Source organism: Polynucleobacter sp. SHI8 (genome assembly GCF_027944005.1).
Lineage (GTDB): Bacteria > Pseudomonadota > Gammaproteobacteria > Burkholderiales > Burkholderiaceae > Polynucleobacter.
This window is the reverse complement of record NZ_AP027204.1, coordinates 236,297-255,137: the sequence shown is the minus strand read 5'-3', so window position 1 is coordinate 255,137 and position 18,841 is coordinate 236,297. Positions and strand designations below refer to the sequence as shown.

Annotated in this window: 22 protein-coding genes; 5 read left to right on the top strand and 17 right to left on the bottom strand. The window is 41.9% G+C overall.

Translation table 11 applies throughout. From position 1 onward, the window contains the following. Positions 1-14: 14 nt before the first annotated feature. The 5 genes from QMN06_RS01365 to QMN06_RS01345 all read right to left on the bottom strand — a co-directional run bounded on the left by QMN06_RS01365 (position 15) and on the right by QMN06_RS01345 (position 4,002). Entirely contained in the window at positions 15-185 is a 171-nt protein-coding gene (locus QMN06_RS01365; RefSeq protein ID WP_281970709.1) for a rubredoxin, read from the bottom strand. 47 nt (positions 186-232) lie between these two features. After that, positions 233-1,861, bottom strand: coding sequence for a THUMP domain-containing protein (locus QMN06_RS01360; RefSeq protein WP_281970708.1), 1,629 nt, complete (start codon positions 1,859-1,861; stop codon positions 233-235). Next, positions 1,858-2,295 carry a CopD family protein gene (locus QMN06_RS01355; protein WP_281970706.1) on the bottom strand — a complete coding sequence of 146 codons (438 nt, stop codon included), beginning with the start codon at positions 2,293-2,295 and terminating at the stop codon, positions 1,858-1,860. The genes QMN06_RS01360 and QMN06_RS01355 overlap by 4 nt, the downstream gene beginning before the upstream one ends. Before the next feature lie 50 nt (positions 2,296-2,345). Further along, entirely contained in the window at positions 2,346-3,662 is a 1,317-nt protein-coding gene (locus QMN06_RS01350; RefSeq protein WP_281970705.1) for a glutamate-5-semialdehyde dehydrogenase, read from the bottom strand. A 79-nt stretch (positions 3,663-3,741) separates the two neighbouring features. Then, on the bottom strand, positions 3,742-4,002 hold the full coding sequence (locus tag QMN06_RS01345) for a prevent-host-death protein (protein WP_281970704.1): 261 nt from the start codon (positions 4,000-4,002) through the stop codon (positions 3,742-3,744). A gap of 113 nt (positions 4,003-4,115) precedes the next feature. Here QMN06_RS01345 and QMN06_RS01340 point away from each other — a divergent pair, with 113 nt between their 5' ends. Beyond that, positions 4,116-4,418 carry a helix-turn-helix domain-containing protein gene (locus QMN06_RS01340; RefSeq protein WP_281970703.1) on the top strand — a complete coding sequence of 101 codons (303 nt, stop codon included), beginning with the start codon at positions 4,116-4,118 and terminating at the stop codon, positions 4,416-4,418. Further along, positions 4,415-5,653 carry a HipA domain-containing protein gene (locus QMN06_RS01335; RefSeq protein ID WP_281970702.1) on the top strand — a complete coding sequence of 413 codons (1,239 nt, stop codon included), beginning with the start codon at positions 4,415-4,417 and terminating at the stop codon, positions 5,651-5,653. Before QMN06_RS01340 ends, QMN06_RS01335 begins: the two co-directional genes overlap by 4 nt. On the opposite strand, the gene holA is transcribed toward QMN06_RS01335, so the two are convergent. The 5 genes from holA to QMN06_RS01310 are packed head-to-tail and all read right to left on the bottom strand — an operon-like array spanning position 5,640 to position 11,301. After that, complete coding sequence (gene holA, locus QMN06_RS01330) at positions 5,640-6,704, bottom strand: DNA polymerase III subunit delta (protein WP_281970701.1); 1,065 nt, start codon at positions 6,702-6,704, stop codon at positions 5,640-5,642. The genes QMN06_RS01335 and holA overlap by 14 nt on opposite strands. A gap of 11 nt (positions 6,705-6,715) precedes the next feature. Then, complete coding sequence (gene lptE / locus QMN06_RS01325; RefSeq protein ID WP_281970700.1) at positions 6,716-7,219, bottom strand: LPS assembly lipoprotein LptE; 504 nt, start codon at positions 7,217-7,219, stop codon at positions 6,716-6,718. A gap of 10 nt (positions 7,220-7,229) precedes the next feature. After that, positions 7,230-9,854, bottom strand: a complete 2,625-nt coding sequence (gene leuS, locus QMN06_RS01320) for a leucine--tRNA ligase (RefSeq protein WP_281970699.1) — start codon at positions 9,852-9,854, stop codon at positions 7,230-7,232. A 30-nt stretch (positions 9,855-9,884) separates the two neighbouring features. Then, on the bottom strand, positions 9,885-10,700 hold the full coding sequence (gene dapB, locus QMN06_RS01315; RefSeq protein WP_281970698.1) for a 4-hydroxy-tetrahydrodipicolinate reductase: 816 nt from the start codon (positions 10,698-10,700) through the stop codon (positions 9,885-9,887). A 16-nt stretch (positions 10,701-10,716) separates the two neighbouring features. Then, complete coding sequence (locus QMN06_RS01310; protein ID WP_281970697.1) at positions 10,717-11,301, bottom strand: outer membrane protein assembly factor BamE; 585 nt, start codon at positions 11,299-11,301, stop codon at positions 10,717-10,719. Positions 11,302-11,409: 108 nt separating this feature from the next. On the opposite strand from QMN06_RS01310, the gene fur reads away from it, so the two are divergent. After that, a complete protein-coding gene (gene fur / locus QMN06_RS01305) occupies positions 11,410-11,856 on the top strand; it encodes a ferric iron uptake transcriptional regulator (protein ID WP_281970696.1) in 447 nt (148 codons plus the stop codon). Positions 11,857-11,920: 64 nt separating this feature from the next. Here fur and QMN06_RS01300 read toward each other — a convergent pair whose 3' ends face one another. The 4 genes from QMN06_RS01300 to QMN06_RS01285 form a co-directional block, all read right to left on the bottom strand. Next, positions 11,921-12,247, bottom strand: a complete 327-nt coding sequence (locus QMN06_RS01300) for a type II toxin-antitoxin system PemK/MazF family toxin (RefSeq protein ID WP_281970695.1) — start codon at positions 12,245-12,247, stop codon at positions 11,921-11,923. Continuing rightward, on the bottom strand, positions 12,247-12,501 hold the full coding sequence (locus tag QMN06_RS01295; protein ID WP_281970694.1) for an antitoxin: 255 nt from the start codon (positions 12,499-12,501) through the stop codon (positions 12,247-12,249). The genes QMN06_RS01300 and QMN06_RS01295 overlap by 1 nt, the downstream gene beginning before the upstream one ends. Positions 12,502-12,780: 279 nt before the next feature. Next, positions 12,781-13,167, bottom strand: coding sequence for a hypothetical protein (locus QMN06_RS01290; protein ID WP_281970693.1), 387 nt, complete (start codon positions 13,165-13,167; stop codon positions 12,781-12,783). Between the two features lie 378 nt (positions 13,168-13,545). Next, positions 13,546-13,746 carry a CopG family transcriptional regulator gene (locus tag QMN06_RS01285; RefSeq protein ID WP_281970692.1) on the bottom strand — a complete coding sequence of 67 codons (201 nt, stop codon included), beginning with the start codon at positions 13,744-13,746 and terminating at the stop codon, positions 13,546-13,548. 203 nt (positions 13,747-13,949) lie between these two features. Between QMN06_RS01285 and QMN06_RS01280 the strand changes: the two genes are divergently transcribed. Continuing rightward, positions 13,950-14,147, top strand: a complete 198-nt coding sequence (locus tag QMN06_RS01280; protein WP_281970691.1) for a type II toxin-antitoxin system VapB family antitoxin — start codon at positions 13,950-13,952, stop codon at positions 14,145-14,147. Positions 14,148-14,290: 143 nt separating this feature from the next. On the opposite strand, the gene gap is transcribed toward QMN06_RS01280, so the two are convergent. Both gap and tkt read right to left on the bottom strand, forming a co-directional pair. Continuing rightward, positions 14,291-15,301, bottom strand: coding sequence for a type I glyceraldehyde-3-phosphate dehydrogenase (gene gap / locus QMN06_RS01275; RefSeq protein ID WP_281970690.1), 1,011 nt, complete (start codon positions 15,299-15,301; stop codon positions 14,291-14,293). A 57-nt stretch (positions 15,302-15,358) separates the two neighbouring features. Beyond that, the gene (gene tkt, locus QMN06_RS01270; protein WP_281970689.1) at positions 15,359-17,362 is read right to left on the bottom strand and encodes a transketolase; all 2,004 of its coding nucleotides are present in this window, start codon (positions 17,360-17,362) and stop codon (positions 15,359-15,361) included. 59 nt (positions 17,363-17,421) lie between these two features. Between tkt and QMN06_RS01265 the strand changes: the two genes are divergently transcribed. Beyond that, entirely contained in the window at positions 17,422-18,159 is a 738-nt protein-coding gene (locus QMN06_RS01265) for a 16S rRNA (uracil(1498)-N(3))-methyltransferase (RefSeq protein WP_281970688.1), read from the top strand. Here the strand turns inward: QMN06_RS01265 and QMN06_RS01260 are convergent, their stop codons facing one another. Then, positions 18,160-18,816, bottom strand: coding sequence for a barstar family protein (locus tag QMN06_RS01260; protein WP_281970687.1), 657 nt, complete (start codon positions 18,814-18,816; stop codon positions 18,160-18,162). Positions 18,817-18,841: the final 25 nt, after the last annotated feature.

Here is an 18,841-nt window from a genome sequence, read left to right as displayed (position 1 = left end):
GGATTAGTTTTGTTTTAAATCGCCATCATCTCAAAATCCTCTTTACGCGCTCCACATTCTGGACATGCCCAGTTTGGCGGCACGTCAGCCCACAAAGTTCCGGGAGCAATCCCTTCTTCTGGTAAGCCCGCTTCTTCGTCATAAACCCAGCCACAGATGAGGCACATATAAGTCTTAAATTCCATAATTTCTCGCTTTGATTAGTTCAATAATAATTGCTATGAATATTGTATTAGTCTTCTGAAGCAGATGCTTCATTTGTGGTTTTGATGAACGATTTTCTGATATCAAACCGAAACAATCGACACTCAATCGCACCGTTAAATAATGGCGTGCGTTTGATTTCTTTCATGCGTAATTGTCCCGGAAGTCCCATATCGGCAGTAAGTACATCCATCTGCCAACCATCAAAATGATCTTTGATGTGGCGTCCGAAGTTAGCTAAAAACTCTACAAACTGAGGATCAGAAATGTTTTTCGGCAAAGGATCTCTTGCCCCTCGTGATTTTTTTTCATCTTCACGGTCGCCTCGACCACCTTTGAGCTCTAATCGCTCGCCATAAGGAGGGTTAAAAACTACAATACCTGTTTTTTTCATTTCACCAAAGGGTGATTTGGCGGCTAATGCATCAATCTGTCGCACAATAGGTAATCCTGGTAAACCAGCCTTTTGCCAATTACGCTGTGTCATCGCAACCATTTGCTCATTAATATCAGATCCAGCAATCCGTAATGTTTGATTGTCTGCTGCTTGCATTTGTAACTTGGCAAGATGTTTAATCAGTTCCCAAAATTCTGTTACTTGCTTATCCGCAAATGGCTTGAGTCGTAAAAACCCAAATCCTTGCGTGACGCCAACTAAATCGACGCGACTCACCTGATAAGGTAATGGGCTCGACCGAGTAGGTTTTTTTTCAGGCAGGGTAGGCTGAGTGATGGCTAACGGCTTATTTTTTGGAGACGCAATCACCTTACCAGTATCTACTGCGACTGGCGCTACCCAACCGGTATTGACTTGAGGAGCCTTGGGTACTTCTTCAACCATTTTTGGCTCAGTAGTCTTTGGAGGAATTGGCTCTGGTATCGCTTGGGTCGGTGCAATTAAACCTGCACGAATCGCACCTGGTGGGATCTGCTTGGCTATTTGCGCTGCTTCAATTAAAAAGGTGCCACTACCGCACATGGGATCAAATAATGGGGTATCGGCTTGCCAACCTGTCAAGGCTAGGATACCGGCAGCGAGATTTTCTTTAAGTGGTGCCGCGCCTTTTTCATCACGCCACCCTCTTTTAAATAAGGCTTCTCCAGAGGTGTCCAAATAAATCGTCATATGCGTGGGATCTAAAAAAGCCATTACACGCACATCCGGAACAGCGGTTTCAATACTGGGTCGCTTGCCTTTAATTTCTCGAAAACGATCACAAATAGCATCTTTAATGCGCAGGGTAATAAAGTTAATACTATTAAGATTCGACTTTTGCGCAGTAACATCCACTCTGAGTGTTTGATCGGTAGTGAACCAATCTTCCCAGCTGATTTTGTTGGCTGCGGTGTAAATATCTTCTTCTTTTTTATAGGGGCCATGCATCAGTTGCAATAACACGCGACTTGCAATCCGTGAATGCAAATTAATTGCCATGGCCAGTTCAAGTCCGCCAATGACTTCTAATCCGCCTGTCGGTTTGACGGGCATTTCTCCAACTTGGGCACTTTTAAAGATGCGTTCGAGATGTTTACTTTGTGCAGGAACAATTCCTAATTGCGTGTGCAATTGGGAATCTTGATGAGTGGCTATGATGCGCCGCAACTCATCATGCAAGGGGGCTTCTAAGCCCCGTGGGCATACGACAAAGAATTTCAAAAGGGTTTCAGAATCACGAGAAGGGTTATCAAGGTTAAGAGTAATACTGGGATCTCATTAAACCAACGAAACCAAATATGGGACTTGGTATTTGTACCTTTTACAAACTTTTTAATCATTGCTCCACACATATGGTGATAACCAATCAGAATGATGACAAGCAATAACTTGGCATGCATCCAGCCGGTTCCTGGACTTCTTCCTACACCAAAATATAGCCACAGAATCAAGCCGAAAATGAGTGCGCCAATCATCAGAATGTTCATGAATCGATAGAGCTTTTGACTCATCTGAATCAATCTCGTCTGAACGGCTGGATTGTTATCCATGGCAAGGTTGACCAAAATACGGGGTAAGTAAAATAGCCCTGCAAACCATGAGGTGATCAAAATGATGTGAATCACTTTGACATATTGATAACTGAGCATTTCCATTTAAAGCCTTTTCAATTGTTTGTTTTAAAAATAAAACTCTTATTCTTTGATTACGTTCTGATAGAACCGTTACCTTTAACTAGATATTTCAGGGAGGTTAAACCTTCAAGTCCAACAGGTCCGCGTGCATGAAGCTTGTCATTCGAGATCCCAATCTCTGCTCCTAACCCGTATTCAAATCCATCAGCAAATCGGGTACTGGCATTGTGCATCACGCTTGCACTATCCACTTCTCGCATAAAACGTGCAGCTTTTTCTGCATTTTCAGTCATGATGGCATCGGTATGATGACTGCCATAGGTGTTGATATGGTCAATGGCTTCATCCATCGATTCGACGGTCTTAATCGATAAAATCGGTGCTAAATATTCGGTTGTCCAGTCCTCTTCAGTCGCATCTTTCAGAGCACTCATGCCATCAAAGCCATGTTGCGCAAGAATACCTTTGGTTTTTCGGCAAACGCGTAACTCCACACCTTTGTCTTGGTAAATCTTACCTAATGGTAGTAACAATTGTGCGGCGACTTTGGAATGAACCAACAGGGTTTCCATCGCATTACATGGTGAGTAACGCTGGGTTTTGGCATTATCACAGACGGTGATGGATTTGGTGATATCTGCTTCATCATCTACATAGGTATGACAAATACCATCTAGATGTTTAATCATCGGGACTCGTCCATCTGCCATTAATCTTGCAATTAAACTCTTACCACCTCTTGGCACAATCACATCAACAAATTCTGTCATGGTGATCAGTACGCCAACTGCCGCACGGTCGGTCGTTTCAATCACCTGAACTCCATCTTTCGGTAAGCCTGATTTTTCTAGAGCAGACTGAATAATCTTTGCAAGTGCGGTATTGGATTCAATCGCTTCTGAACCACCACGTAAAATCGTGGCATTACCTGATTTAATACATAAAGCTGCCGCATCAATGGTTACATTGGGACGAGATTCGTAAATGATGCCAATCACTCCCAAAGGCACACGCATTTGGTGAATCTCAATTCCGGTAGGCCTTTGAATAGATGGTGTCGTCTGACCAATTGGATCGGTTAAGGTGACAATCTGCTCTAATCCCTGCGCTATGGATTCAATGACTTTGTCAGTCAGTGCTAAGCGGTCAATGAATGCCGCGTCATGGCCGGCTTCTTTGGCACGGTGTAAATCTTTGGCATTGGCTTGTTTGAGTGACTCCGTTTGACCACGGATTATTTTTGCCATTTCTAGCAGGGCTTGGTTTTTTTGCTCAGAACTGGCTTTTGCCATTGCCCGCGATGCAATACGAGCTCTACGACCAATACCCTCGACTAACTCCTTGATATCGGCAGTTGCATTTTGAGTGAGAACATTGGTTAGTGACATAAAACAAATACCCTAATTAGTTAATCTTCCAATTTTCCACTATTTATAGTGCTTTGACTAATTTTTAAAATAGTTAGGCTTAAATGAAATGGATATTTCGTCGAGTACGACATCTGCCACGCTTGGGTATCACTAATTCACCTCGATTATCGTCAGAGAGTAAAAGCTCTTTAAGTGATGGTTGCTGAGTATTCAATAACTTCTGCCAATGCTCAAAAGGAACCAATGTTGCTTTTGGTAAGCTACTTCTAATGATCATTTGTGGTCCTTTGGCGATGCAATGATCTATCCACTCATGCAGATGAGTACTTGCCTTTTTTTTAAATCTTTTATGTTTCATATTTAAACCCCTTATTAGCAATAATTTAGTATAGATTTTATAATTAAACTATATCAATCTAAAAAGTGTTAACCATTGTATACAATTAATTGATTTTTAGGCTATAATGGGATATGCCAAGTAAAAGCCAACCTATTTTTCCCCATGAAAAACGCATCCTTCTAGACCTTGGAGAAAGGATCCGTTTAGCGCGCCTTAGACGTGAGATGTCTGCAAGTACGCTTGCAGAAAGATCATCTATTTCCCGGGTCACTTTGCATAGGGCTGAAAAAGGAGCACCTAATATAACGATTGGTGTTTATCTTAGAATTCTTGCGGCACTGCAACTGGTTGATGACTTTAATTTACTTGCCAAGGATGATATTTTAGGTAGGAAATTGCAAGACCTTGAACTCAGGCAAAGACGAGTGCCATGATTGAAGACCGTCTTGAAGTGTGGATTGATTCTGCATTGATGGGATCAGAGCCCAAGCTTGTAGGGACCTTGCACAATAGCAGAGGTAACATTCGTTTTCAATATGCAGATCAGTGGTTAGAACATCCATTGAAATTTACGATTGACCCATCGCTTTCTTTAAGTGATTTACCATTTCATCCGAACCCAACTCAGGGTAATTTTGGTATTTTCTTAGATTCATCTCCTGACCGTTGGGGGCAAACTCTTATGAAAAGAAGAGAATCATTAGAGGCTCAAGAAAATAATCGCCCCCCTAAGACACTATATGCTTGGGATTTTTTAATTGGTGTTCAAGATCAGACGAGGCAAGGTGCTTTAAGATTTAAATATCCCAACACGGAAATCTTTCTTTCTGACCATCCTCTCTCGGCTCCACCTATCGCTCAATTAAGAGAGCTGGAGTCTGTTGCCAAAGAACTTTCTGGCAAAAACATTCAAAATCTTGACCGCTTAAAATCATGGTTAAGCGTCTTAGTTGCTCCAGGAGCATCTTTAGGTGGTGCTCGTCCAAAAGCAAACTTTACTGATCAAGATGGTTCATTATGGATTGCAAAATTTCCGGCAAAAGATGATGAGATTGATATTGCAGCCTGGGAAATGTTGGCTTATCAACTTGCTCACGCTAGTGGCATTAGCTTGCCTGCGGGAAGACTATTTTTATTAAATGCCCATCATCATACTTTTGCCGTCAAGCGCTTTGATCGTAAAGACGGGCAACGTATCCATTACGCGTCAGCGATGACTCTCTTAAATAAAATGGATAGCGAAAATGCCTATTACATTGATATTGCCTACTTTATCAATACGAAGGGTGCTACAAATAAAATTAAGGAAGATTTAACACAACTCTATCACCGCGTTATTTTTAATTGGCTCATTAGTAACCATGACGACCATTTTAGAAACCATGGCTTTTTATTAACTAAAAATGGCTGGGAACTATCACCAGCCTTTGATGTAAACCCCAATATTGATAAACAGGATCATGTTTTAAAGCTTCTTGAGGATGAAGCTCCTCCAAACCTCGATGGGGTTTTAGCGACTTCTATTTATTACGACTTATCAAAAGATGAAGCCTATCAAATCTATTTAAAGATTCAAGCGGTTGTTAACTCATGGGAACAATATGCAAGGAAATTAAAAATTTCAAGGGCCGATATTGAAATCATGCGTCCTGCTTTTATTTCCAACTAAATAAACCGCCGATGCGCCTCAATCCATCCCATGGATCTTGTGGCATCTCTTTGGCCATCATGCCTTTGGATTGTTTATCAATGTTGGCAATCATCTCTAACGCGCGATCAATCATGGGCATACCCATGCGTTGAACTACTCCGGGCAAGAGTTGCTCTCTTTTGCCCCAGATTCTTCGTGCTTTGAGTATCGACGGAACATGCTCACCTTGCATTGCCCCTTCTTTTAAGCTTTTAATCAGTCTGATCTCTTCAGACAGGGTCCAAACGACTAAGACTAGAGCTTCACCTTCACCTTTTAAGCCATCCAACATCCGATTAATGCGAGCCATATCTCCCGTTAAAAAGGCTTCGCTTAAATGAAACACGTCATACCGGGCAACATGTAAAACTGCATCTCTAATCTGCTCTTCGGTTAAAACTCCCTCTGGATACAATAATCCCAGTTTCTGAATCTCTTGATAAGCGGCAATCAAATTACCTTCAAATTGATCCACCATAAAAGCAATGGCTCGTTGTCCGGCTTCACCAGATTCAATCTGTTGATTTTGTGACTTTAGTCGCTCTTTAATCCAGTGCGGCAGTGCTGTGCGGTCAAGCTCATCAATTCGGACAGCCATTCCAGCATTTTCTAAGGCACTAAACCACGCTGATTTTTGGGTTTGAGTATCTAATTTAGGTAAATAAATACTGGTAATACTTTCTGGTTCTTGAGAAGCTTGATCTAGTATGTGCTTAGCAAATTGCTTCAAGACTTCTGCGCCTTCTCGGCCTGGCTTGCCAGTGGGCATCGTGAGTTCAATGAGTTTTTTCTCACCGAAGAGGGACATATTCTGATTGCTACTTTGCAAACTGCTCCAGTCAAACTGCCCATCTTGCATGAGGGTTTCACGTTCAGTAAAACCTTTTTCTTTCACCATTTTACGCAAGCGATCTTTGGCTTGCATCAGGAGCAAGGGCTCATCTGTTGAAAACAAATACAGGTGCTCTAAGGGCTTTTGGTTTTTTTCAACTTGCCCGATATGGGTTAAAAAAGCATCTATTTTGATCATGTGATCAAGGCTTATGGGGTTACGGGCTTTTTATTGGCGAGTGATCCAAGACGTCGTAATATTTGCGAGCTAACGTCCTGGCGCATATCCTGAAAGAGCAAGATTTCTAATTGCTCTGCTGCTGTCGGAGCACTAATCGAGAAATCCATATCTCTGGTGAGATAAATATCCGATTGCGGAATAAGCTCGTCACCATCTTTATGGTTCACAGAAAACTTCACCTGCTCAACTAAACGATAGGCTGTAATTTGCCCAGCTTGGTTATAAGTCAAAATTTGTTTGGCGGGCATTTCTGTGAGATTTAAAAATATCTCTGCTTCATCCGGCTTGGTAACGACGACAGTATTAAGGCCTGTCTTGAGTAATCTCGTTAGATAAAGCTTCAAGTCTTGGGTCATCCCACCGCTAATATAAATCGTTTTATATGGGAGAGTAACTGGTCCACGCATTTTAAATCCACAGCCTGTCATCAGCAGCGCCGTGCTGATGAGCATACTTCTGCGGAGTGGATTCATATTCATTTGCTTAAATTACCACATTGACAAGACGTCCAGGGACAACAATCACTTTTTTCGGTGATTGACCCGCGAGAAGACGTTGTGCAACTTCACTTTGCAGAGCAATGGTTTCTACTTCTTCTTTAGTGGCATTTACTGGCACTACAAACTCACCTTTGAGTTTGCCATTGACTTGCAACATCAAGGTTAACTCATCTTGCAGAAGTGCAGATTCATCAACTTCTGGCCATGGCGCATCGAGCAATGGGGCTATTTCTTGTTCATATTGCAAATGCTGCCAAAGATACTGGGTGATGTGTGGCACGATGGGATACAGCACGCGAAGGAGAATACCTAAACACTCGCGCATGATAGCTGGTTGGATCTCTTTGGCTTGCTCGAGCGTGTTCAGCATTTTCATACAAGCTGACACAACGGTGTTGTACTGTATCCGCGCATAATCAAAATTAGCTTGTTTGAGAACGGTGTGGATTTCACGTCGACAGTTTTGGTCTTCTTTTGATAAAGCGGTTAAAGGACTTGCCTTTGACTCTTGTGTGATCGACAAGTTCCATAAACGACGTAAATATCTTGCGGCTCCCTCTACTCCAGAATCCGACCACTCCAATTGCTGTTCTGGTGGAGCTGCAAACATGGTAGATAGGCGAGAAGTGTCCGCCCCATATTGATCAATTAAGCTTTGTGGATCAATGCCATTATTTTTACTTTTGGACATTTTTTCAATGCCGCCAATGACCACTGCTTCACCATTGGATTTGAGGCTAGCGCCAACAGGTCGTCCTTTATCGTCAAACTGGACATCGACATCTGCTGGGTTGATCCAGATTTTTTTACCATCAGGTGCATCTTGGTAGTACGTCTCGTTGAGTACCATGCCCTGTGTGAGTAAATTCTTAAATGGCTCTGAATACTGAACCAAACCTAAATCACGCATCACTTTGGTCCAAAAACGGGCGTATAAGAGGTGCAAAATCGCATGTTCAATACCACCAATGTATTGATCCATCGGCATCCAATAATCATTGCGTGCATCGACCATGGTGCTTGCATCTGGTCCTGTATACCTCATGAAATACCAAGATGAATCAACAAAGGTATCCATCGTGTCGGTTTCTCGACGAGCAGGCTTGCCACAACTCGGACAATCGACGTTTAAAAATGCTGCATGTTTATTGAGAGGATTGCCTGTTCCATCGGGCACACACTCCTCTGGCAATATCACGGGCAAATCTTTTTCTGGAACGGCTACTTCGCCACACGTCCCGCAATGAATGATCGGGATCGGTGTGCCCCATGATCTCTGTCGAGAGATTCCCCAATCACGTAGTCGATAGGTGGTTTTCTTCTCACCAACACCTAAGGCTTGTAAATCTTGTGCGACTGCATCAACCGCGTCTTTAACCGATAAGCCATCATACTTACCGCTATTGATCACAAGGGTTTTTTCTTTATCGGCATACCACTCTTGCCAACGGGTTGTGTCAAAGGGCTCACCAATTGATGGATCTTTTCTGGCAATCACATCTTTGATGGGTAATTGATATTGCAGGGCAAAGGCAAAGTCGCGCTCATCATGCGCTGGCACGCCCATCACGGCTCCATCACCATAACTCATCAAAACATAATTACCAACCCATAACGGAATATCTTCATTGGTCAAAGGATGTTTGATGGTCATGCCCAGTGGCATACCTTCTTTTTCTTGTGTGGCTAAGTCCGCCTCGATGACACTACCTTGCTTACATTTTTCAATAAACGCGGCTAACTTAGGATTTGACTTGGCTGCCTGCGTTGCTAATGGATGCTCTGCTGCAACGGCGGCAAAGGTGACGCCCATAATGGTGTCGGCTCGAGTCGTAAAAACATATAACTTCCCATCCTGAATCAACTCTCCTGCCTCATCTTTGATGTCGTGAGCAAAAGCAAATCTCACACCAAAACTTTTTCCTATCCAGTTCTGTTGCATGATCTTCACGCGCTCTGGCCAACCTAAACCTTCTAAATCGGTGAGTAATTCTTCTGCATAGTCTGTAATCTTGAAGTAATAACCGGGAATCTCACGCTTCTCAACTAATGCACCTGAGCGCCAGCCTCTGCCATCAATCACTTGTTCATTAGCGAGTACGGTTTGATCCACAGGATCCCAATTAACTAATTGGGTTTTACGATACGCAATCCCTTGTTCACGCATCTTTAAAAACAACCATTGATTCCAACGGTAATATGCGGGATCACAGGTGGCAACTTCTCTTGACCAATCAATGGCAAGGCCCATCGATTGCATCTGTTTTTTCATATACGCAATATTGGAATAGGTCCACTGTGCTGGGGGAACTTGATTGGTAATCGCTGCATTTTCAGCAGGCATGCCATAAGCATCCCACCCCATTGGCATGAGGACGTTATAGCCCTTCATCCGCAAATGTCTGGTCATGACATCGTTAATGGTGTAATTACGAACATGACCCATATGTAACTTACCAGATGGGTAAGGCAACATCGAACAGGCGTAAAACTTGGGCTTTATTTGCCCTTGTGCATTTTTGGCATATTCAACTACGCGGTAAACATCTTGGGTATTCCACTGCTCTTGTACTTGAGATTCAATCAAGCGATGATCATAAACTTGCATCAGACTTCCATCATTCAAAAAATAGTTGGTTTATAACTGATGTAAGCCAAGTACATCATACATATCAAAAAATCCGCTCTGTTTGTCTTTCAGAAAACGTGCGGCTCGCACTGCTCCTTGAGCATAAGACATACGTGTGGCTGATTTATGGGTGATTTCAATACGCTCACCATCACCAGCAAACAGCACGGTGTGATCACCAACAATATCTCCACCACGTATCGTTGCAAATCCAATGGTTCCTTCTTTACGCTCTCCAGTATGGCCTTCACGTGATAAAACGGACCAATCTTTGAGGTTCTTATTTTGCGCTTTGGCAATGACTTGCCCCATTTTGAGAGCAGTTCCGGATGGAGCGTCTACTTTATGTTTATGGTGGGCTTCAATGATTTCTATGTCATAGCCTTCATTCAGAATCTTTGCGGCAAGCTCGAGTAACTTTAAAGTGGCATTGACACCCACACTCATATTGGGGGCAAAGACAATCGCAATTTTTTCGCTGTAACTCGCGAGTTCCTGTTGCTGCTCTTCCGTCAACCCTGTGGTTCCAATAATCATGTGTATGCCATGATTGGCACAATAACGCGCATGATTGAGTGTTCCCTCTGGCCTTGTGAAGTCAATTAAGTATTTGGCGCTAACAAGGCCTTTTTCAAACTGGTCTGTAATTTGTATGCCAGTGTTGATTCCCCATGAAGTTCCTGGATCAGTTCCAATGGATGGGCTTCCTGTGACATCTAAGGCGCCAACAAGTTCAGCATCATCTGCCGCTAGAACGGTTTCGATCAACATCTTTCCCATCCGTCCGGAAGCTCCTGCGACTGCAATACGTAAAGATTCGCTCATAAAAACTCCTTAGGATTTAAGGTGTAACGCGGGTTCCACCAGGAGGTATGCCTGCGCCACCGGTAGGGTTCGGAAAAGCAGGTACTGGATTAGCTGGTGGTGTGCCGTCAAGGGCACGTAAGTTCACTTTGTTATCTACTTTACGACGGTTTTTTCTTAAATCATCTACTTCATCAATAAAGCCTTGTTCAGTCAGTAAGATGTCAGCATCTATTTTGGCAAGTTGAACGCCATTAAAGGTTAGCGTAACCTTACGAATCTCGGTTTCTTGTGTCTGACCACTCAAATAAGAAAATACGTAATCCCAACGATTAGGGTGATACATATCGATGACTAAAGGAGTTCCTAAAATTTGCTTCACCTGCTCTTTATTCATTCCAGGACGAATCGACTCTAACTGCTCTTTTGAAACAAAATTACCCTGCACAATATCTGGACGGTAAGGATTAAATAATTTACTAATAATAGGACGATCAATCTTGTCAGTGATTGGTTTATTATCCAAACTCGTACAAGCTGAAAGTAAAGTAAGCATACACAGACTTAGCGCAAGCAGGCCTTGAAAATGTGTACCTAAAATGGATGATGAAGGTTTTTGCATATGAAATCGTATTATGATGTAACTTGATTTTAACGCTTAACTGCTTCACTACCTATTTATTTGTAAATACACCTATTTTTAATGTTTTTTTGAATTGAATTCCTTCTAATGAATAAATCTTCTTCTAATAATTTACGTGATATTGGACTCAAAGTTACTGGTCCTAGAATCAAAATTTTAGAGTTTTTTCATCAAAATCCTGGTGCTCACTACAGCGCGGATGATCTCTATATGGCACTATCTAAGGAGGGTCTAGATATTGGCTTAGCTACTGTATACCGTGTTTTGACGCAATTTGAGCAGGCAGGAATCTTACTCAGAAATCATTTTGAATCCGGCAAGGCTGAAGGTAAGGCGATTTTTGAACTTAATGAGGGTGTTCATCACGATCACTTAGTTTGCTTAGATTGTGGGCACGTAGAAGAATTTGTGGACCCAGCAATTGAAACGCGTCAACGAGAAATTGCGGAAAAACTAGGCTTTGAACTTCAAGAACATGCCTTAGCCATGTATGGCAGTTGCCTGAAGAAAAACTGCAAATATAGAGTGAAATAATTATTAGAAGATTTAGTTAAATATTATTAACAATCATATTTGCTTCTTAACAGTACAAGAATCATTATGAAATCAATGTAGCCAATTTAGCCAATACCTCATCTATTACATCCGCCTGAACACTCTCTAACTTCTTTGCTTTGCGCGCAGCCAAGTCTAACACTCTAGGCTGATCACATCGGACAACACCTACTGTTTTTGAACCAACTAAATCGACTGTAAATCCAGCAACTCGGGCAAAGTTTCCACCTGTTGTGATTGGTACCACAATCGGTGCCTTAGTTAGTTTATTAAATGGCCCTGAAGAAACCACTAGCACTGGTCGAACCCCTCTTTGCTCATGTCCAGAGGTCGGATCCAATGATACCAAATAAATATCGCCACGATTCATTACAAGATCTCATTGCCAACTGGAGTAAGCTCAAGCCACTCCTTATCCTCTTTGGGCATTTTTGCTTTCGGATCACACTTTGCTAATAAATCCTCTAATTTATATTTTGGTTTGGTTATAGGCTTTACCACTAAGCGTCCCTCAAGTAAGGCAACCTCAACCGTCGATCCTGAATTAATTTTCAACTCTTCTAAAAATACTGGCGATACTGCCAGCATGACGGAACCGCCGACTTTCCTTAAATTTGTTTGCATTACACACCTCAATAAGTTATATTTAAGTATAACATTTTCTTGACCGATGTACGCAATATTTAACACATATATAACTAATAAAAATATCAGAAAGCTCATCCTAATAACTTCAGGTTCCTGTTCAATATTTTCTGATAATTTTTTGTAACAAATTGTCGGTATATAAATTTAAATACCGACAATTTGTATTGCTTAATATTCGAAAGATAAATCGCCAAAAAATAAGGCACTGAAACTCAAGAAAACTAGATACTCAAGATGAAATAAGCTTTAGAAGATCTAATTAGTGATGGACACAACACGCTTGAGATCTAAATGATGTTTAATAACTAAAGCCACCATATCATTTGGAGACAATTTACCTGAGCGTGTCAAAGCAACTAATAAGTCATCGGTTGAGTCACTTTTAACTTCATCACCAGCTAATTTCGCTACTGATAAGGCCCATTGATCTGCGAAAATAGGATTAAAGCTAATACCTTCCGTTTTTGCCAAATCTCTGACATATCTTGCCGTTGGTGTTAATAGCATCTGCTCTCCACGAAAAACATATTGATTGCATAACTTTTTTATTTTTAAAGAAGCTTTTTCCAATAAAGCTTCCCTACCCAATTGCGCCACTTTGGATGGCTTAGCATAAATACCGCGATCAAGTAAGGCCACCATCCATTAGAGAACGAGGAGCTGCAGAAACTTGGCTAGTCCTACCGGGTATTTGTGATTGTTTTTGGTTCTGGATATTAGTCACTTTTTCCAGCAAAATAAAACCCAACCACCGTGCCAAAAATCACAAACATTGGTGACAAAAGAAATGAGGATAGCTCTTTTGCATCCACAAGAGATAACCCAAAGAACAATACTCCCAATAATAGGCCAATTGAGATCAGCGCTATATACAAAAAAATAATCCAACCATAAATGTTTTATGCGGATTAAAAGAATTTGTGTTGAATTTAGAAGTTTTACCTTCTACCACTTCAACTTCGGCTTGGATGTTATCAATCACCTTAACTGTTTCAATTAAATCAACCTCGTGATGCTCCATTATCTTAAAACTACCTCGCGCATCTTATCCGAATTCTTGTTTTTCAGTATGACGGTATTGCCCTCAGAAAGCTCTTCTTCAAAAAAGTTATCCAAGGAAATTGCACGTCTTACAACATCTGAGACGCTTGTATTGCGTTTTTTTGCCAAACTTCTTACGGTTTCGGCGAGCTCGTCGGATAGTTCAATATTCATTCTCATCTTACACTCCTTTTATACGCATTTAAGGTGTATAATATACACATTCTTAACGCTTCTACTAAATACTTTTTACAGGTTTTACTTGTTTTTTAGACCCGCGTAATTTATCGCTGAGAGCAAGCTCTTTTTATGATTTAAGAGAAAAAAGTACCGTCCTAATGATGTCATAATTGATCCCTAAATTGATGCAAAAGGGGGTTCAAATGAGAACAACTGTAACTATTGAAGACTCTTTATATGAGAGGGCTTTGGAGCTTGCCGACCCAACCATGGATAAGGCAGACTTACTCAGAGAGGCTATTAAGACTTATATTAGAGTGCGAGCATCAAAGCGCTTAATTGCTTTAGGAGCAACAAGGCCAGAAATGAATAACATTACTCGCAAAGGTAACGATATCTGATGTCTTTAGTTCTCGTTGTTACCTTGGGGTGATTGAATCGTTTTTCATTAAGATGACAAGAATCGAGAGATTAGGATACTAATTAAAAATAAGATCCAACGATTATTGGATCGAATAATTAACTTTATTAATTATTTTTACTTTTATTTAGCACCCATCAAAGCTTCAGTAGCATTGAGCATTTGAACGCTATAGCCCCACTCATTGTCATACCAAGACAACACTTTGACTAATTTGCCATCTTTAGAAACACGAGTTTGCGTACTGTCAAAAATACTCGGTGTAGGGTTATGATTAAAGTCGATAGAAACAAGTGGCAATGTATTAAAAGCCAATATACCTTTTAGTTCACCTTCGCTAGCTGTTTTCAGAATTTGATTTACTTCTTCCACAGTCGTTGATCGTGAGGCTGTAAATGTTAAATCGACTACCGAGACATTGATGGTCGGAACGCGCATCGCAAAGCCATCAAATTTTCCAACTAGAGCAGGTAATACAAGGCCAACGGCTTTAGCCGCACCAGTCTTGGTTGGAATTAGACTCATGGTTGCTGAGCGGGCACGACGCATATCTTTGTGATACACATCCGTTAATACTTGATCATTGGTATATGCATGAATCGTTGTCATGAGTCCAGCATCGATACCAATCTTCTCAAGAAGTGGTTTTACTAATGGGGCTAAACAGTTGGTTGTACAACTCGCATTCGATACGACTTGATCAGTGGCTTTGAGTACTTCATGATTCACCCCATACACAATCGTTGCGTCAACATCATCTCCACCTGGTGCAGAGATCAATACTTTCTTAGCGCCTTGCTGAATATGCACCATGGCTTTTTCTTTGGTAGTAAAAGCTCCCGAACATTCTAGTACGACATCAACCTGATGCTCTCCCCAAGGGGTTTCTAGAGGGTTACGCGTGGAATACATTTTGATGCGATCACCATTAATGATGAGGTAATCACCATCAACGCTCACTTCGGCATTAAAACGACCATGTGCAGAATCATATTGCGTTAAATGAGCGTTGATATCAATACCACCTAAACCATTAATAGCGACCACTTTAATGTCACGTTTTTCTTCGTAGATGGCACGTAGTACCATACGCCCAATTCGGCCATATCCATTAATTGCTACACGAATCGTCATCTTTGTTCCTTCATCCATTCACACACAACAAGTACATATTCTTAAAGCGCTATTTTATTACTCCAGCACATTGAGAGCCGTTTTTTCAATATTCTCTGCGGTTAAACCAAAGTGTTGATATAAAACACCTGCGGGAGCAGACTCACCAAAGGTATCGATACCATGCACCGCGGCACAACCGTATTTCCACCAGAAATCTGTCACACCTGCTTCGATCGCAATGCGTGGTACTCCAGTTGGTAATACTTCTGATTTATAAGCTTGGCTTTGTTGATCAAACGTCGTGGTCGATGGCATAGAAACTACATTAACTTGCTTACCTAATGCCGCCAAACGCTTCGCAACTTCCATTGCAAGACCAACTTCAGAACCGGTTGCCATCAAAACAAGCTCAGGGTTCTTAACCGCATGAATCACATAGCCACCTTTAGCAATATTGTTGATTTGCTTTTGATCTTTTGGGAGATAAGGGCAGTTTTGGCGACTAAAAATTAAACTACTAGGGCCATGACGACGCTCAATTGCATGCGCCCATGCAACGGCGGCTTCGGTTGTATCTGCTGGACGCCAAACATCCATGTTCGGAATCAAACGTAAACTTGCCACATGCTCCACTGCTTGATGCGTTGGCCCATCTTCTCCAAGGCCAATCGAATCATGGGTAAACACAAAAATACTACGTATCTTCATGAGGGCAGCCATCCGCAAAGCGTTACGGCTATAGTCAGAAAAGGTTAAGAAGGTGGCGCCAAAGGGAATATATCCGCCATGCAAAGCAATACCATTCATGATGGCACTCATCCCGAATTCACGTACACCATAGTTGATGTGATTGCCCCACTGATTTTTACGCAGGGCAATACACGTACTCCAATTGGTGAGATTCGATCCAGTTAAATCAGCAGAACCGCCCATAAACTCGGGCATTGCTTTGGATAAACCTTCAATCGCATTTTGGCTGGCTTTACGTGTGGCAATCGTTTCTGCTTTATCTACGGTTGATTGAATCAGGTCCTTCGCTACTTGTGCAAATTGATCTGATAAATCACCAGCAGTCCGTCTTAAAAATTCTTTTGCTAGGTCCGGATAGGCTGCTTGATAGGCTTTAAAATCAAGTGTCCAAATTTGCTCTGTTGCCGCTCCCATTTCTTTTGCATCCCACAAGTCGTACACTTCTTGTGGAATCACAAATGGGGCATGCTCCCAACCTAATGCTGCTCTTGTTGCAGCAATTTCATTTGCGCCCAGTGGTGCGCCATGCACTTTATCGGAATCCGCCATATTAGGCGATCCTTGACCAATTCTTGTTTTGCATGCGATCAAAGTTGGTTTGCCATTGTTCATGGATTTGGCATATGCAATCGCATTTGATACTTCTTCAGCATCATGTCCATTAATATCTCGAATCACGTTCCATCCATACGCTTCGAAACGTTTTGGTGTGTCATCATTAAACCAAGATACCACTCTGCCGTCGATTGAAATACCGTTATCGTCCCACAACGCGATGAGTTTATTGAGTCCTAAAGTACCAGCCAATGAACAGGCTTCATGGCTAATCCCCTCCATCAAACAACCATCACCTAAAAATGCATAGGTGTAGTGATTCACAATACAATGTCCAGGGCGATTGAACTCTTCGGCAAGTAGTCGCTCTGCTAGTGCCATACCAACGGCGTTCGTGATACCTTGCCCGAGTGGCCCTGTCGTTGTTTCAACTCCAGGTGTGACTTTATATTCTGGATGCCCTGCCGTCTTGCTATGTAATTGACGGAAATTTTCGATTTCTGTCATCGGTAAATCATAGCCCGTCAAATGGAGTACGGAATATAACAACATGGAGCCATGTCCATTAGATAAAACAAATCGATCACGATCAGGCCACAAGGGATTCTTTGGATTGTGTTTGAGGTGATGTGCCCAAAGCGCTACAGCAATGTCTGCCATGCCCATGGGCATACCGGGATGACCAGAATTGGCTTTTTGAACTGCGTCCATGGATAAAACACGGATGGCACTTGCCATGATTTGTTGATTTTCGGGAGTGTATTGGGCTGGCATTTTTGGATCTTAATAAGAAATAGAAGACGAAAAGGATTATTTATTTTAACATTCGAGGTATGTCACATTTTTATCTTCCTGGAAATTGGTCTGAAAATCCTATTATTGCCCCGACTGAACTTCGGCACCATCTGCGTGTCAGAAGAATTCGGGTAGATCAAGAGTTTCAGGTATTTAATGGTCACGGCAAAATTGCTCAGGCGCGGATTATTCATGAACCCACAGATAAACAAACCCTTTTATCTTTATCGGATATTCATGAAGACACTGTATTAGAGTCCCCCTACCCCATTGTCTTACTGCAAGGTCTTGCTGCTAATGAAAAAATGGATTGGATTATAGAAAAGGCTGTCGAGTTAGGCGTGCATCACATCATTCCTTTGCAAATGGAACGCAGTATTGTGCGCTTGGATGATAAAAAAGCTGAAAAAAAACTAACTCACTGGCAACAAATTGTGATTTCTAGTTGTGAGCAGTGCGGGCGTAGCGTTTTACCAAGTATCGAGGCCGCTCAAACCTTACAACATTATCTTCAGAATATGGGCTCACTCGAGAATCAACTTGCTCTGTATTTATCACCTACCGCTGATTTAAAGCTAGTGAGTGTTTTAAAAAGAGCGCCTGGTCAAAATCTCATGTTCATGATTGGACCTGAAGGCGGTTTTAGTCCTGAAGAAAATTCTGCGATTGCCGCGAAGGGCTTTACTGGAGTGAGTCTAGGAAAACGGGTTCTTAGAACTGAAACAGCTGGCATCGTTGCGATGTCAGCTGTTCATAGTGTTTGGGGACAGTTCTAATTAATTCGCGAACGAGTAAAACACGCGATAAGGTACGCGACGCTCTGCCCAATATTCAACAGCATCTCTAAAAACATCTAATAATGTTTCACGAGCATCTTTATCAAATTTAAGCGTACTTGGTAAACCTTCAAGAACCACAACAAAACCAGGTTGTGGGCCAGATTTATCAATTAATGTTGTCAGAGCATCGAGCAATGGGTCATAGTTTTTTGCCTGTTGCTTGGTAAAGTGATACGCCTTAGCAATCGAATCTAAAACTTCACTTTTTGTATACGCGTTAGCTGCATTTGCGAAGACAAAGTGCTGCCCTAGTTCACTAGCGGCTTCCATTAATTCTTCTGTACGAAATGCACGAATCGATTGCACAATATTTGTTCTGACACTACGTAGCATCGCTGCTGGACCACCGTCACGAACTGCTAACGCTGCTCTCCAAGATGGCGGCTGTTTTTTTGGAGGAATTGCGCTTAAATCACGCAAAACACTACCTGTTGGATATAAATGATTGCTATATTGATATGTAGAAGGCGTACTTGGCATAATCATACCTGCGTAATGACCGGAATGGTCTGGGGTTGAACTATGGCTGTGATCAGAAATCTGATCTTCTTCCCAGCCAGCGATTGAAGCGTTTTCTGGAATGTTTGTAATCATAATCACTCAAGATTACACTTTTCTT